General features: G+C 52.9%; 12 protein-coding genes. 5 read left to right on the top strand and 7 right to left on the bottom strand.

From position 1 onward, the window contains the following. Positions 1-6: 6 nt before the first annotated feature. Positions 7-2,256 carry a xanthine dehydrogenase family protein molybdopterin-binding subunit gene (locus ACS5NO_RS11875; protein WP_439415348.1) on the top strand — a complete coding sequence of 750 codons (2,250 nt, stop codon included), beginning with the start codon at positions 7-9 and terminating at the stop codon, positions 2,254-2,256. A gap of 13 nt (positions 2,257-2,269) precedes the next feature. Here ACS5NO_RS11875 and ACS5NO_RS11870 read toward each other — a convergent pair whose 3' ends face one another. The 3 genes from ACS5NO_RS11870 to ACS5NO_RS11860 all read right to left on the bottom strand — a co-directional run bounded on the left by ACS5NO_RS11870 (position 2,270) and on the right by ACS5NO_RS11860 (position 4,880). Next, the gene (locus tag ACS5NO_RS11870; RefSeq protein WP_439415347.1) at positions 2,270-3,586 is read right to left on the bottom strand and encodes a gluconate:H+ symporter; all 1,317 of its coding nucleotides are present in this window, start codon (positions 3,584-3,586) and stop codon (positions 2,270-2,272) included. Positions 3,587-3,604: 18 nt separating this feature from the next. After that, positions 3,605-4,207, bottom strand: coding sequence for a DinB family protein (locus tag ACS5NO_RS11865; RefSeq protein ID WP_439415346.1), 603 nt, complete (start codon positions 4,205-4,207; stop codon positions 3,605-3,607). A gap of 79 nt (positions 4,208-4,286) precedes the next feature. Further along, positions 4,287-4,880, bottom strand: a complete 594-nt coding sequence (locus tag ACS5NO_RS11860) for a Crp/Fnr family transcriptional regulator (protein WP_150875043.1) — start codon at positions 4,878-4,880, stop codon at positions 4,287-4,289. A 230-nt stretch (positions 4,881-5,110) separates the two neighbouring features. Between ACS5NO_RS11860 and ACS5NO_RS11855 the strand changes: the two genes are divergently transcribed. Both ACS5NO_RS11855 and ACS5NO_RS11850 read left to right on the top strand, forming a co-directional pair. Next, positions 5,111-5,818, top strand: a complete 708-nt coding sequence (locus tag ACS5NO_RS11855; protein WP_439415345.1) for a DsbA family oxidoreductase — start codon at positions 5,111-5,113, stop codon at positions 5,816-5,818. A gap of 24 nt (positions 5,819-5,842) precedes the next feature. Then, positions 5,843-6,214 (top strand): hypothetical protein, encoded by a 372-nt coding sequence (locus ACS5NO_RS11850; RefSeq protein WP_439415344.1) that lies wholly within the window; start codon positions 5,843-5,845, stop codon positions 6,212-6,214. Positions 6,215-6,382: 168 nt separating this feature from the next. On the opposite strand, the gene ACS5NO_RS11845 is transcribed toward ACS5NO_RS11850, so the two are convergent. From ACS5NO_RS11845 to ACS5NO_RS11830, 4 genes are all read right to left on the bottom strand, one after another. Further along, positions 6,383-7,390, bottom strand: coding sequence for a glycoside hydrolase family 43 protein (locus ACS5NO_RS11845; RefSeq protein ID WP_439415343.1), 1,008 nt, complete (start codon positions 7,388-7,390; stop codon positions 6,383-6,385). Between the two features lie 26 nt (positions 7,391-7,416). Beyond that, positions 7,417-8,334, bottom strand: a complete 918-nt coding sequence (locus ACS5NO_RS11840; protein WP_439415342.1) for a glycoside hydrolase family protein — start codon at positions 8,332-8,334, stop codon at positions 7,417-7,419. A 10-nt stretch (positions 8,335-8,344) separates the two neighbouring features. After that, complete coding sequence (locus tag ACS5NO_RS11835; protein WP_114404849.1) at positions 8,345-8,566, bottom strand: VF530 family protein; 222 nt, start codon at positions 8,564-8,566, stop codon at positions 8,345-8,347. 346 nt (positions 8,567-8,912) lie between these two features. Further along, entirely contained in the window at positions 8,913-11,111 is a 2,199-nt protein-coding gene (locus ACS5NO_RS11830; RefSeq protein ID WP_439415341.1) for a B12-binding domain-containing radical SAM protein, read from the bottom strand. 99 nt (positions 11,112-11,210) lie between these two features. Here ACS5NO_RS11830 and ACS5NO_RS11825 point away from each other — a divergent pair, with 99 nt between their 5' ends. Together ACS5NO_RS11825 and ACS5NO_RS11820 are read left to right on the top strand one after the other, a co-directional pair. Then, positions 11,211-12,797, top strand: coding sequence for a serine hydrolase domain-containing protein (locus ACS5NO_RS11825; protein WP_439415340.1), 1,587 nt, complete (start codon positions 11,211-11,213; stop codon positions 12,795-12,797). Positions 12,798-12,867: 70 nt separating this feature from the next. Next, complete coding sequence (locus tag ACS5NO_RS11820; protein WP_439415339.1) at positions 12,868-15,906, top strand: PAS domain-containing protein; 3,039 nt, start codon at positions 12,868-12,870, stop codon at positions 15,904-15,906. Positions 15,907-15,924: the final 18 nt, after the last annotated feature.

The following is a 15,924-nucleotide window of genomic DNA, read 5'->3' as shown; positions in this document are numbered from 1 at the left end:
CATTCTATGGCAAATGCCCACCTACCTCCTGCCGAACCGGAACCTTCGCTCAACCGCGTCGATGGCCGATTGAAAGTAACGGGAGCGGCCACCTATTCAGCCGAATATCCGTTCGACAACCTTGCCCACGCGGTTCTGATTACCAGCACCATCGCCAAAGGCCGCATTACGAACATAAACGCCAAACCGGCGGAAGCAGCGCCGGGTGTTCTGGCCGTCATCAGCCACCGGAATTCGCCCGGTGTACCCGCTTACCCACCCGTCAAACAACCCGCCGAACGGGCTCAGATCGGCACGGCGTTTCGGGTGTTTTATGATGAATTGATCTATTTCAGCGGCCAACCCGTTGCGATGGTGGTGGCCCAAACGCTGGAGCAGGCTCAACAGGCGGCTTCGCTGGTAGAGATTGATTACCAGACTGAAACCCACCAGACTGACTTTGTCGCCAACCGGTCAAAAGCAGCCATTGCGGTTAACGTACAGCGGAACAAAACGTCCCCGTTTCAGGATTACGACCGGGGTGATCCCGACACGATGCAATCGGCGGAAGTCAAACTGGAAGCTACTTATACCATTCCCACCCAGCATCACCAGCCGCTGGAACCCCACGCCATTATTGCGGTTTGGGAAGCCGACGACAAGCTGACGGTTTACGATAAAAATCAGGGGGTTAAATCGGCGCAGGGCAATCTGGCGCAGGCGTTTAAATTGCCTCGTGACAATGTAAAAGTGAACGCCCAATTTATCGGAGGGGCTTTTGGTTCGGGCATCCGGGTCTGGCCCCACACAGTTGCGGCTGTGCTGGCAGCCAAACAGGTCAAACGGCCGGTCAAACTGGTTCTGGGCCGCGAATTGATGTTTACCTCGGTGGGATATCGCCCTTTTACCGAACAAAAAATTGCGATGGGTGCCACCAAAACCGGCATCCTGACGGCGATTACGCACGAAGGCGTTGGGCAGACTTCGGCCTACGAAGAACACCTCGAACGAACAATCCTGGCCACGAGGGCGATGTATGCCTGCCTTAATGTGTCCACCCGCTACCGGCTGCTCAACCTGGATGTGAACACGCCCACCTGGATGCGTGGCCCCGGCGATGCGACGGGGATGTTTGCCCTGGAATCGGCGCTCGACGAACTGGCTTTTGCCCTACAACTCGACCCGCTGGAATTGCGGCTGCGGAACCACGCCGATGCCGACCCCGAACGAAACCTGCCGTGGTCGGCCAAGTCGCTGAAAGAGTGTTATCGCATGGGATCGGAGCAGTTTGGCTGGAAAAACCGTAAGCCGGAACCCCGGTCGATGCAAACCGATGGCATGTGGGTCGGCTACGGCATGGCGTCCAGTCTCTACGGTTTTCACCGCCATCCTTCCAAAGCCAAAGCGATGATGCAAGCCGACGGTTCGGTGGTGGTCCAGAGCGCGACGATGGACATTGGCCCCGGAACCGGTACGGTCATGACGCAGATTGCGGCCCGGATGCTGGGCGTCAGTCCCAAAAAAATCCGCTTCGATCTGGGCGATTCCAGTTTACCCGACGCCCCCGGCCAGAGCGGGTCGGCCACCATTCCCAGCGTGGGATCAGCCGTTCACGATGCCTGCAAAGCCCTGAAAAACAAGCTCCTGATTCTCGGAGCATCTATGCCCGGTTCCATCCTGAGCAGTGCCTGGCCCGACGAAATCGTGATTAAGAATGGCCGGATTTATCCAAATGCCGAGTCCCGGTCAAGCGTTTTGTACACGGACATTCTGAAGTATCACAAGCTGCCCCGGGTGGAAGTCACGGAAGAATCGAAATCGGGGCCGGAGCGTGACCAGTATTCCATGTATTCGTTTGGCTGTCATTTTGTGGAAGTTCAGGTAAGTCCCGTCACCGGTGAGGTGCGCGTCAAACGGGTGGTAACCTGCGCCGATGTCGGCAAAATCATCAACTACCAAACCGCCCGCAGCCAGTCCATTGGGGGCGTCGTGGGCGGAATCGGCATGGCGTTGATGGAGGAATCCGTGATGGACCACCGGTATGGCCGCTACGTAACCAGCGATTTTTCCAGCTACCACATCCCGGTTCACGCCGATATTCCGCAAATCGAGGTCTTTTTCGTGGATCAGCCGGATGTTCACGTCAACCCGATCGGCGCGAAAGGCCTGGGCGAAATCGCCATCGTTGGCGTGGCGGCTGCGGTGGCCAATGCGGTTTTTCACGCCACCGGGAAACGGGTTCGGGAACTGCCGATTACCGTGGACAAGCTGGTCTGAACGGCAAAAGTTTCTAGCCAAGAATCAGATTCAGAGCCATCACCCCCGCCAAACCGGTAATCGACACCAGCGTTTCCATTACCGACCAGGTTTTGAGCGTATCGGCCATTGACAACTGGAAATATTCGCGAAACAGCCAGAAACCGGTGTCGTTGACGTGGGAAAACATCATGCTACCAGCCCCGATGCTCAGCACCATTAGGTTAGGCTCCACGCCCGTAGCCGCCAGCATGGGCGCGACAAAACCGGCCGTCGTAATGCCCGAAACCGTCGACGAGCCGGTGCAAACCCGGATCAGGGCGGCCATGCCCCAGGCCAGAACAAACGGATGCAGGGTCGAATCTTCCATCATTTCGGCAATGGACTGGCTCACCCCACCGTCGGTCAACACCTGTTTCAAGGCCCCGGCCCCGCCAAAAATCAGGAAAAGCATGGCCACATCCTTGACCGCTTCGCCAAACAGCCCGGTCACTTCCGGCATGGTTTTTCCCCGCCGAAGCCCCAGCGTATAAGTCGCCACCAGCACCGACAGGAACATGCTCACCACCGGTTCGCCCACAAAACCAATCACTTGCTGAACCAGCGAGCCTTCCGGCAACAACGGATTCAGAAAGGTGCTGAGACCAATCAATAAAATTGGCAGCAAAACCGTCAGGAAACTGGTGGTGGCCGAAGGCATCTGGTCTTCACTCAGGTCGGGCGCAATGAAGGCCGGATTGGCCGGGGTCGTGTAGCGTTTCAGGGTCGAGCCAAACAAGGCACCGGAAATCAGGATGGCCGGAATGGAAACGATGATGCCGTAAAAAAGCGTCAGTCCCATGTCGGCATTGAACTGTTTCAGAATCGCCAGCGGAGCCGGGTGGGGCGGCAGGTAGCCCTGCGTCACCGACAATGACGCCAGCATGGGCAGGCCGATGTAGAGCGCGGGGAGTTTATAGCGGTACGAAACCGTGATGACCAGCGGAGCCAGCAGCAGAAATCCGACGGAATAAAACAACGGCAGCCCGACAATGAAACCGGTTACCAGAAAAGCCCAGCGGGCGTGGCGGGTGCCCACCAGATCCATGAGTTTGACGGCAATACGCTGGGCGGCCCCGCTTTGGGCAACCAGTTTGCCGAGCATCGCGCCCAGGGCGATGATGGCAGTGATGGAACCGAGCGTTCCGCCGATGCCTTTCTGAATCGAATCCAGAATTTCCAGCGGTTTTTGGCCCAGGGCCAGACCGACGCCCAATGAAACCGCCAGAAAGGCCAGGAAGGTATGCAGGCGGACAAACGAGATAAGCGCAATGAGGGCAAGAATGCCGAGGATGGTTATGGTCAGGAGCATGACCAAACTTAGGAAATATTACGATTCTACCGAAACGTTCGGACGAAGAATCAGCTCGGAGGCCACGCGACGGGCCTGTAACACATGCCGCTGCTCGTGCGCAATCAGAAACCGGAAGGTGTCGCCCACCGAAAGCCGGATGAATCGGGCAATGGAAATGGGGATGCGGAGTTTTTGAATGTTCACCAGTTTGGCGCGTTCCAGCAGTTCCAGCAAGGCGTGTTGCTGTTCCAGAAAAACCGCTAAAACCGCCGACGCATTCAGGTTCGAAACGGGCGTGTGTTCCTTGACGGCTTTCATTTTTAACCCAATCGAACCGTCGGCCCTGGGCTGCATCGAATTGGCGAAGTAGTTACCCAGCCAGCCGCTGCGAAACGTCGAAGCGGCCCAAATCGACTCGGTTTCGCCTTTCAAAACGGCGGCTTCGAGCTGCGGCAGGTAGTAATGCCCGTAGCTGTTCAGGTGCTCCAAGCACTGCGCAATGCTCCACCGATCCGGGGCGGGCTGGCGGTTTAACTCACAAACTGACAGCGGACTAAATTCCGCCAGGACCAGCTCAACGAGCGTTTGCGTTTCACGGGCTAACTGATCGAGCAAGTCGTTAGGTCGACATTCGGACATGGCTATGGGCGTTTATGCAGACAAACCTACGACGGTTTCAACCGAAAAATATTGGTGCAGACCAAGATTTTCAACCCGGCTACAATTTGACGGAAGCCAGTAATTTGCTGAAGGTGGTGGGGTCCAGACCGAGGTATGACGCCAGGTACTTGTGCGGAATCAGTTGCAGGACGTGCGGACTGCGGGTCAACAACACCCGAAATTTCTCTTCGGCACTGAACGTCATCAGCTCGATATACCGCTCCATCAGGCCCGACATCGCAGCCGCTGTACCGATGCGTCCCCAGCGTTCCAGTGCCGGATACGTGCCAAGAACCCGGTTGAAATCCGCGTATGAAATCCGCAGCAACCGGCTGGCGGTCAGCGTTTCGAGGTAATACAGCGACGGTTTTTGCAATTGAAACGAGTCGATAATGCCCGACATCGAGCCGGTATACGAAAAAATCAGCGTGGCATCCCGTTTCCCCTCCCCCACGTAATACGCCCGCTGAACACCCTCGACCACATAATACAGGTAGCGTTCGATTTCACCGGCGGTGGTCAGCGTGGTTTTCCGTCGGTAATCGACTGGATGCCAGCAGGCCGCAAAAGCCTCCCACTCCACCTCACTCAGTTCGCCGGCCTGGAAAGCCATCTTTTTCAGACTTTCCAATGATTTCTCCCGTTCATTCATGCCTATAGTCAACCGGTTTTGCTACCGGTAAATCCGGCCGTAAATGTACAAAAAGGTCGTAGTATACTTTCACGTATAATTTAATCCGGCGATGGTTGGATTATGGATGGTTTCCTGAACCAAATTTCTCGCCAAATCCTTATTGATGTAACAACATCTAATGGTTGGCGGGAGTCGTTCGATTCCCCGGAATTTGAGATAAATTCGTTTTTTTATAACTACCCAAGAAAATGAAAGTTGAAATCTGGTCGGACGTGATGTGTCCGTTTTGCTACATCGGGAAACGCAAATTTGAAGCCGCTCTGGAGCAGTTTGATCAAAAAGAGTCGATTGAGGTTGTCTGGAAAAGCTTTCAGCTTAACCCGGCTCAGGAGACCAACCCGGACAAAAGCATTACCGAATACCTGGCCGAAGCCAAAGGCTGGACGCTCGGCTATGCCAAACAAATGAATGATTATGTGACCAACATGGCCGCCGAAGTCGGACTGCACTACGACTTCGACAAAGCCGTGGTAGCCAATTCCTTCGACGCCCACCGCGTGGTGCAGCTCGCCAAAACCCAGGGCAAAGGCGACGACATGGAAGAACGCCTGTTTAAAGCATATTTTACCGAAGGACTCAACACCGCCGATCACGACACCCTGCTACAACTCGGAACCGACATCGGTCTGACGGCTCCTGACGTCGAACAGGTGCTGGAATCCGATCAGTTTGCGGCCGAAGTAAAAGCGGACATTCGGGAAGCCCGGCAGGTTGGCGTTACCGGCGTTCCTTTTTTTGTCTTTAACCAGAAATACGCCGTTTCCGGTGCGCAGGCACCCGAGACGTTTCTGGGTGCGCTCATCAAGTCGTACGGTGAATGGAAAGACGTTAATCCACTGGCCAAAGCCGAAACCATTGCCGGCCCGGTCTGTACACCGGATGGAAATTGTGACTAATTTCGCAAAAAAATAGCCACCCAGATGTCACAATCGCCCAATACTTCACACGCCCGCGAACCGTTTTTCAACACACGGCTCATCATCAACACCCTGTTGGTGCTGGCCAACAGTGCGCTGTTGCTGTTTGTGATCAAATGGGCGGATGTGGTACACTGGCCCTATTTTCTGGCGGCTGTCAGTGCCGCCATCATCGGTTTTCTGGAACCCCGCAAAGGTTGGGTGCTGGCGGTTTTGCAAGCGGCTTTTCTATGGATTGGTTACACGTTTTTTACGGCAACCCCCGATAACGGAGGAAAACACGAACTGGAGCTTTTCTGCCTCTACGGCTCTATTTTCCTTACGTTTCTGGGAAGTTTCGTCGGCGGTATTTTGAAACGGGCAGTCGGTAAATGATCGGGAGTTCGTTATTTGCTATTCAACATTCGGTGTTCGTTATTCAATATTCGATATTGCTTAACTTTTAAAAATTGAATATTGAATAACGAATATTGAATAACGAATAATGAACACCGAATATTGAACACTGAATATTGAACACTGAATAACGAACACTGAACGCTGCTACTTCAACGGCTGCGGCTTCACGCCTTCCACCGTAATTTTCACCGGTTTAATCAATCCCTTCGCATCAAATTCCATCACGTCGATGCAGGTTTCGCGGTGATTGCCATCGGTTTCTGTCAGCGGTCGGCGGTGATACACGATGTACCATTGATCTTTTCCCGGCACCTGAATCACCGAATGATGCCCAGCGCCGGTTGCCACGCCGGGGTCCTGCTTGAGAATTTTATCGATCCGCTCGAAAGGACCAAACGGTGAATCCGCCATGGCGTAGGCGACGGAATAGTTGGGGCCGGTCCAGCCACCTTCCGACCACATGAAGTAATATTTGCCATTGCGAATGAACATGAATGGCCCTTCCACGTAACCTTTGGGCGTAATTTCCTTAAACGTCGTGCCATCGGCGAACGGCACAAAACCGGTGAAATCGTCTTTCAGTTTAGCGATGTTGCAGTGCCGCCAGCCGCCATAAATCATGTAATATTGACCGTCTTTATCTTTGAAAACAAACTGATCGATGGGCTGTGCTCCGTTGATGATCTTGTCGATCAGCGGTTTACCCAGATAATCCTTGAATGGCCCCGCCGGATTGTCGGCGACAGCCACGCCAATCCCGCCCACGTCTTTCTGATCATTCTGAATGTCATTGGCTCCGAAAAACAGGTAATACTTGCCGCCTTTTTCAACGATAGCCGGTGCCCACATCGCCCGCCAGGCCCATTTGATGGCCGTGGTGTCGATAATCCGGCTGTGCTTCGTCCAGTTCACGAGGTCGGGTGACGAAAAGGCGTCCATGAAAACCTGCTGGTTATATGGTGCCGAATAGGTCGGGTAAATCCAGTATTTGTTCCCGAGAATAATGCCTTCGGGATCGGCATACCAGCCCGGAAATACCGGATTGCCAGACGTCGGTTTTTTCGCGGCATTGGGTTGAGAAGCTGTTGAGGTTTGCGAAAAAACCGGAAAGAATGAATAAACGAAGGCGATAAGCAGAAAATAGCGTTTCATCAGGTTGGGAAAGTTAAATCAATTGATTAGGGTTGGGTAGCGGGCAGAAAAACCCGGACGTCCGGGTGCATGGTGTAAAGCCGGTATTTCGTACCGTCATGAACCAGAAATCCGCTCGACGTATTGTTTTCCATGATGGGGTTTTTAGCGTATTTCTTCCAGTGAATCAGGTCTTTCGAAACCGCCACGTTATTCGTCCACTCCCGCCAGTCTTTGAAAGCGGATGCGTGATAGTACATGTAGTAAAGCCCTTTATACTTGATAATCTGGTTGGTTGCCACCGCAAACTGATCGTATTTCTCCGGCCCGCATTTCAAAACCGGCTCATCCTGTACGTTCTTCCAGCTTTTCAGGTCTTTGGAAGTAGCCAGCCAAACCGCAGCATCGTTCCGTTCATAAAACAGATACCAGACACCGCCTTCCTTCCAGATGGCCGGGGTGCCGTACGGTCCGGCACTGAGCGGTTTTCCGTCAGCACCGCGAATATCGAGCGGGCCACGTTCTTCCCAGTGAAGGCGGTCAGTCGACGTCAGGAGGTGAGCGACATCGTCCTTCCCTTCCGCAAACATATAATACGTATTGCCGGATTTTACGACCGACATATCTTCCACCCAACCCGCGGTATAAATGGGGTTTTCCGGGTGCCGTTTCCAGGTAAACCCGTCGGAAGACGTGGCCAGGCCCAGGTATTTCGTCGTGTTTTTTCCGTCTTTATAACCCGTATACCACAGGTACCAGTTTTGGCCCTCCCGAAGAATGTAGCCCCGTTCCCGGATGTGATGATCCCAGGTGGATGCCTTCGTCCCGGCAAAAACCGGGTTGTTTTCATACGGTTTAAAATGGACGAGTTCATCCGGAAACTCGGGGTCAGGAGCCGGTTTTTCGGACACCATGCCGCCAAATAACAAGGTGGAGAGCAGGAAGATCAGGTAGGGTTTTCTCATAAAAAACAGGTCACTTGGTTTTGAGGGTCAGGTACAGCTCTTCCACTTTCTGCCGCGCCCAAGGTGTTTTTCGCAGGAACGTCAGGCTGGATTTGATGCTCGGATTGTCAGTAAAACAGCGGATGGTGATGCGTTGCCCCAGCCGCGCCCAGCCATAGTGTTCCACCAGTTCCGTCAGGATGTTTTCGAGGGTTTTGCCGTGAAGCGGATTGTTGGGCTGAAGTGGGGTCATGGTCAGAAATCGGTTTCATTCGGCTGCAAAGATAGCTCAAGTTGCGAAACCGGGGTTTTCCGGGGCAATTCTTCTTTTTAATCCACAATGCGATTTATTTTTCGTTTTTTAAGGCTATCTTAAGCCAGATTAAAGAGAAAAGACGTTAGACAAAAGAACCGGGGCTAAAAACGTATCGGTTTTCAATCGCTTTTTTGTCTTTCACTTATAAAATTCTAATCCCCAAAACCATGGCACAGCAAAAAGCACCCACAAAAGGAAGCGCAAAAAAACCGTCGGAGAAAACGTTGAAGGAAAAACGGGCCGACAAACAGGCGAAACGCGACAACAAAAAAGATTATTAATCTCAAACAATCAGCAGTCCATTCTGACGCAGATTTCGCCAAGTTGCCGACTGCATAAAGATCCCAAAACTCCCTAAACCGGCGGCTTCAAAGTCCGCTTTCAAGCCGTCGAGGGAGTAGGGTTCATGTTTCCCAATCACCAGCCTGGGTATCACGCCCTCCAGCCACTCTCCCACCGAAACGCTGGTTTCCAACGCCCATTCACTTTTCTTCGTGTAGAAAACCAACTCGGTCACTTCGCTTACCTTATTGCCTTTCCTGACTTCCAGAATTGACACCTCCGGCAAACTCCCCGGCCAGATCACCATCGCATTCGCCCGAAAATCGCTGTCTGGCAATTGACGAATACTCTGCTCTATATACTTGGGTGGAATGCTGGTCGGTGGTGTTTTGAAATCAAACCACTTTTTGAGCGGAAACTCAAAAGCGACGCCGTGCATGTAATTGAAAAGCGACTTCCGCAAGCCTTCGGAAAACAGGCTGTGATCGGCCCCCAGCGGGTCGTCATGGTCCAGGTCGTTGTCGGCAAACAAACCGGTGTCGGGGCCAATCCGCTGGACGTCGAAACCCGCCGGATGCAATCCCACCGGGCTGTGGGCCGTCATGGCAAACCGGTGCCAGAACCCCGACTGCACAATCCCGATTTCGAACAATTGCCGCACCATTTCCAGCGAATCGATGGTTTCCTGCGCCGTTTGCGTCGGAAAACCGTACATCAGGTACGCATGAACCATGATGCCTGCCTGCGTAAAACCATCGGCGACCCGGGCCACCTGCGCCACCGTGACCCCTTTTTTCATGCGTTCGAGCAAGCGATCCGACGCTACTTCCAGACCGCCCGACACCGCAATGCAGCCCGAAAATTTCAGCAACTGACAGAGGTCGGGGGTGAAGTTTTTTTCAAACCGGATATTGGTCCACCAGACCACCGTTAGCTTCCGGCGAATGATTTCGAGGGCTAGATCACGCATCAAAGCGGGCGGGGCGGCCTCGTCCACAAAGTGAAAACCGTTCTGCCCGGTTTGTTCGATAATCTCTTCGATGCGGTCGCAAAGCAGGGCTGCTGTCAGGGGTTCATACCGCTTGATGTAGTCTAAAGAAACGTCGCAAAACGAACATTTCCCCCAGTAGCAACCGTGCGCCAGCGTCAGCTTGTTCCAGCGTCCGTCGCTCCAGAGCCGGTGCATCGGATTGACGATTTCAATGACGGATAAATAGTCGTTCAGCCGCAGGTCACGGTAGTCGGGCGTGCCGGTATCGCGCTGCGCTACATCGCGCTCCCGGTTCTGGTTGTGGTAGGTCACGACGCCATCCGTCCGGGCATACACCCGCTTCAAACCGGCTAGGTCGCGCTGACCCGCCAGAAAATCCAGCAGCGAAAGCAAGGGTGCTTCGCCGTCGTCGAGGCAGATGTAATCGACGTAATCAAAAACCCGGGGTTCCTTCAGCGAACGGAGTTCCGTATTGGCATAACCGCCCCCCATGATGACGGCGATATCGGGATGGTGTTTCTTGAGATACTGACCGCACTTTAACGCACCATACAGGTTTCCGGGGAACGGAACTGTCAGACAAACCACATCGGGTTGCCATTGTTGCAGCCGTTGTTCGAGCAGATTCGTTAAGGTTACCGAAATCAGGGTTTCGGGAGCTTGTAATGCCGCATGAAGGTCATCGAAGTGCGTGGCCGAGCGGCCCAGTCGTTCGGCATAGCGGCTGAATCCAAAGTGAGGGTCGACCGCTTCGGTGATCAGATCGGCGAGGTCTTCGAGGTACAGAGTGGCCAGATGCCGCGCTTTGTCGTGAATGCCCATCGTGCCGAACGCCCAGTCCATGTCATCGAGTTGGGCAAACCGCGAGGCTTCGGGCAAATAAGAACGGTCGCAAATGCTATGGGCCAGCGTCGGATTTTTGTTTTGCAAAAACCGGATCACCGGGTCGATGGTGCTGATGTAATCGTCGCGGAGCGAAAAAATCCGAAAGCTGTTTTCAGAGAGTTCAGCATCCGAAGCGTCCAGTTCGGCAAATAACGTTCGCAAACCTTTTCCCGAAAACAGATCCAGAATCACCTCAATCCCCAGATCAGCCTGATGCGAACGAAATCCTTTCGTATTCAGAAAACCTTTCAGGTAAGCCGTGGCCGGATACGGCGTGTTGAGCTGCGTGAAAGGCGGGGTAATAAAAAGGATCTTCTGTTCCAAGATGCTGCCGGGGCTTCGTTCCAGACAAAGGTAGTTCTTGTTGGTCAGAAATAGCTCTTTTCATAAATGCGTCCTATTTTAGCGCAACCGAATACAGCCATGAAAAAATACATCTTCCCCCTCGCCTTACTCGTTACGTCGCTCGCTCAGAGCCAGCCCAAACCCGCTGCCGGTGATCGACTTCCAGCCTCGTATTCGACCACTTACCAGGCACCGGTTTTTGCCGATCCCCAGCGGAATGAAAAGATCGCAGCGGTTTTTCCGATCATCGACAGTTTATACCGCCAGCATGCTGAGAAGAACCATTTTCCGGGTCTGGCGTTTGGCATTGTGGTCGACGGAAAGCTGGTTCATGCGGGCGGTTTTGGCTATTCCGATGTGGCTAAGAAGATAGCCGCTACGCCGAAATCACTGTTTCGCATTGCATCCATGAGCAAAAGTGTGACCACGATGGCGATTCTAAAACTGCGGGACGAAGGTAAACTGCGGCTCGATGATCCGGCTTACCTCTACATTCCCGAGTTGAAAAAACTGCCGTATCTCACCTCGGATTCGCCCCTGATTACGGTTCGGAATCTGATGACGCATTCGGCGGGATTTCCCGAAGACAATCCCTGGGGTGACCGGCAACTGGACGACAGTCCGGCCGATTTGCTCAAACTGATTGCGGGGGGATTGTCGCTTTCGAACGTTCCGGGCGTTACCTACGAATACAGCAACCTGGGGTTTGCGATGCTGGGTGCCATCATCACCAAAGTTTCCGGAAAACCGTACCAGCAGTACATCGACGAAGCAATTTTCAAACCGCTGGGCATGACGCAAACCGTTTGGGAATACACCAAAATACCGCCAGCCCTGCTGGCTCACGGCTACCGCTGGCAGGATAACACCTGGCTCGAAGAACCGCTGTTGCACGACGGATCGTACGGCGCGATGGGCGGGTTAATCACATCCGTGGAAGATTTCAGCAAATACATGGCTTTCCATGAGTCGGCCTGGCCCGCACGAAGTGTTGCTGAAACCGGCCGTGGCGACGGACCGCCAGTGAAACGCAGTTCGGTGCGCGAAATGCAGCAACCCTGGACATTCAACAGCCTCAGTGCCGGTTTTAAATACCCCAGTGGCCGGGCCTGCCCGATGGTGAGCAGCTACGGCTACGGCCTGCGCTGGAGCCGCGATTGCGACGGGCGGGTTTATGTGGGGCATACGGGCGGACTCCCCGGCTTTGGCAGCCAGTGGTGGATCATGCCGGAATACGGGATCGGCGTGGTGGCCTTCGGGAACCTAACCTACGCCGGCATGGGTTCGGTAAACTGGGCGGCCCTGGATACGCTGATTACGACGGCAGGCTTAAAACCCCGCCTGATTCCGGTTTCCAAAATCCTGGCGCAACGAAAAGCCGAGCTGGTTCAACTCCTTCCCGACTGGACGAATGCGGCTGAAAGCAAACTCTTTGCGGAAAATTTCTTCCCGGATCTGTCGCTGGAAATCCGCCAAAAAACGGTACAGGATTTGTACGCCAAAGTGGGGAGCGTTGTTCGCGTCGGGGAGTTGATTGCTGAAAACCAACTGCGGGGACGTTTCCTGATCGAAGGCGAAAAAGGAAATATCGACGTATTCTTTACCCTTACGCCCGAAAACCCGGCCCTGATTCAGCAACTGGATTTCAGGGAAGTGAAGAAGTAAGCGGGCGTTATCGGGTGCATTTTTATATTTAGTAACTTTATCATACAACCGGCAATTTTCGAACATCGACTTGGTAAGTAAACAGACACCGAATCCCAATTTACCCCGTTTTTTGGCAGGCGGTGGTGAAGTAGGCCAACTCCTGCGGGCTTTAGACTGGTCCAAATCGCCCCTGGGCGAACCCGAACAGTGGCCTCAAAGTTTAAAAACCGCCGTCAGCATCGTGCTTCGGTCCAGCTACCCCATGTTTATCTGGTGGGGACCGGACTTGATCAACCTACACAACGATGCCTATGTGCCGCTGATGGGTCACAAACACCCGGCCTTTCTGGGCAAACCCGCCAACGAACTCTGGTCCGAAATCTGGGAAGAAAGCCTGCTTCCGATGAAAAATCTGGTTTTTGATCAGCAGCAATCGATCTACGGCCAGGACTTGATGCTGTTGCTGGAACGAAAAGAATTTCCCGAAGAGGGCTATTTCAATTTTTCATATAGCCCAATCATCGACGAAAATGGGGAAGTAGGCGGCTTGTTCTGCGCCTGCCATGAAGAAACGAACAAGGTTTTGCAACAACGCCGGTTGGAGACGCTGAATGCGCTAACCAGCCGGGTTTTATCCGCAAAGACAAAAGTCGATGCAGGCCATATTGCCATTGACGTTCTGGGCCAAAACTACAAAGACATTCCGTTTGCCGCCTTTTATCTGATCGATCCGGATGGGCAGAAAGCCCAATTGATTCATTGTTCGGGAATTATACCGGAAGAAAATCCATTCGAAAAAACCGTTGCGCTCGCCGATGACGCCACCGGCCATTTCTGGCAACTCAAAACCGTAGTTGAAACCGGCCAGCCGGTTCGGATTCAGGGGGTATCGAAAAAAATCAGCAAGATTGTCCGATCCCTGACAGACCGACTACCCGACAGTGCCTTTATTTTACCCGTTCAAAAAGCCGGTTCGGAACAGCAGATAGGCATTCTGCTGGTCGGACTTAATCCCCATCGTAATTTCGATACGGATTACCAGCACTTTGTAGAGCAGATCGGCTCACAGATTGCTACGGCCATCGATACCATTGAACGCCACGAAAACGAATTCAAACAGGCGAAACAGTTAGCCGAAATCGACCGTCAGGCTCAACTGAGGATTGCGCAGAACCGCCTGAAGGCCGAAGATCACATTCGAAATGTGATTAACCAGGCCCCGGTGGGCATTGCGGTTTTACAGGGAACTCATTTTGTGTTTGAGGCCGCCAATGATGCTTATCTCAATCTGATTGGAAAGTCGGCGGAGCAGACGCTCGGAAAGGCAATACTGGATGCCTTGCCGGAAATTCGCAATCAGGGCATCCTGGAATTACTGAACCGGGTTGTCGAAACGGGCGAACCTTTTTTTGGCAACGAATTTGCCGTCGCCCTCAACCGGTTTGGAAAAACGGACACCGTCTATGTCAATTTTGTTTATCAGCCCCTGCGGGAAGCCGATCAGTCGGTGAGCGGCATCATCGTTGTAGCCAATGAGGTGACCGAACTGGTCAAATCCAAACACGCTACGCAGGAAAGTGAACGGCAATTTCGGAATCTGGTCATTCAGTCGCCGATCGCGATGGCGATTTTCAGAGGAACCGACCTGATCATCGAAATTGCCAACGAGACCATGCTGAAAACGCTGTGGAAACGGCCCTTTTCGGAGGTTCAGGGGAAAAAATTGCTGGAGATATTTCCGGAATTGCATGATCAGCCCTTTCCCGATCTGCTTGCCAAAGTTTACAAAACGGGTGAATCGTACACGGAAAAAGAAGCCCTCGCCTATGTGAATACCCCGGAGGGCATGGGCAAATATTACCTTGATTTTGAATATGCTCCCCTCTTCGGAACCGACCAAACGGTTTCCGGTATCATGGTTACCGTTAACGATGTGACGGAGAAAGTGGAAGCCCGCATCACCATTTATGAGGCCGAACAGCGATCCCGGCTGGCCGTTGAAGCCGCCGAAATGGGAACGTATGACTGGGACATCGAGCATGGCGTTTTTAAGTATTCGGACCGGCTCGTGGAAATTTTCGGATTGGCCCCAAATCAGCCACATCAGCATTCTGAATTTAGTGGAGCCATCCACCCGGATGACCTGCCAATTCGGGCCAGAGCGCACGAAGAGGCTTTCCGAACGGGTCGTTTGCACTACGAAGCCCGGCTGGCCCAGCCCGACCATGCCGTTCACTGGATACGGGCAATTGGAAAAGTGATTTTTGATGCCCAACAAAAACCCGTCCGGTTGCTGGGGTCGGCCATCGATATTACACAGCAGGTGGTAGCACGGAAAAATCTGGAGGAAGTCGCCGAGGAACTGGAAAAACGTGTGGCGGAGCGAACGCTCGAACTCCGGAATACGAATGCCGAACTGGTTCGCACCAACCACGAACTGGAGCAATTTGCCTACATCGCCAGCCATGATCTACAAGAACCGCTGCGGAAGATCCAAACGTTTACGGAACTGTTAACTGACACCGATCACGATGAAGAATCGTCAAAAAACCTGCTGTCTAAAATCAGTTCTTCGGCGCAGCGCATGTCGGCTTTGATCAAAGATGTGCTGGAGTATTCACGCCTTTCCAGAACAGATGAACTCTTTATAAAAACCGATCTCAATTTGATTTTGGCGAACGTTAAAACGGATTTTGAGTTATTAATTGAGCAAAAACGAGCAGTTATTATTCAGGATGAATTGCCAATCTTAAACGCAATTCCACAGCAATTAAATCAGCTTTTTTCCAATTTGATTGGCAATTCACTCAAGTTTTCGGAAAAGAATCCCGAAATCCGTGTTTCATCGGCCCTTCTTCTGCCGGAAGAGGTTCGCGCTACGCCAAATCTACAATCCGACCGGGCTTACGTGAAACTGAATTTCAAAGACAATGGTATCGGGTTTGAACAGCAGTATGCCGAGCAGATTTTCACCATTTTCCACCGATTAAACGGGCGAAAATCCTACAGTGGAACAGGCATCGGTCTGGCATTGTGCAAAAAGATTGTTGAAAACCACCGGGGATTGATCACCGCCGAAAGTGAATTAAACAAAGGAGCCTCTTTCACGATTTATTTGCCGACTTGATTCCAAATCAAACTTCGT

Source organism: Larkinella fluvii (genome assembly GCF_051857545.1).
Classification (GTDB): Bacteria; Bacteroidota; Bacteroidia; order Cytophagales; family Spirosomataceae; genus Larkinella.
This window is presented reverse-complemented; position numbering and strand designations above follow the sequence as displayed.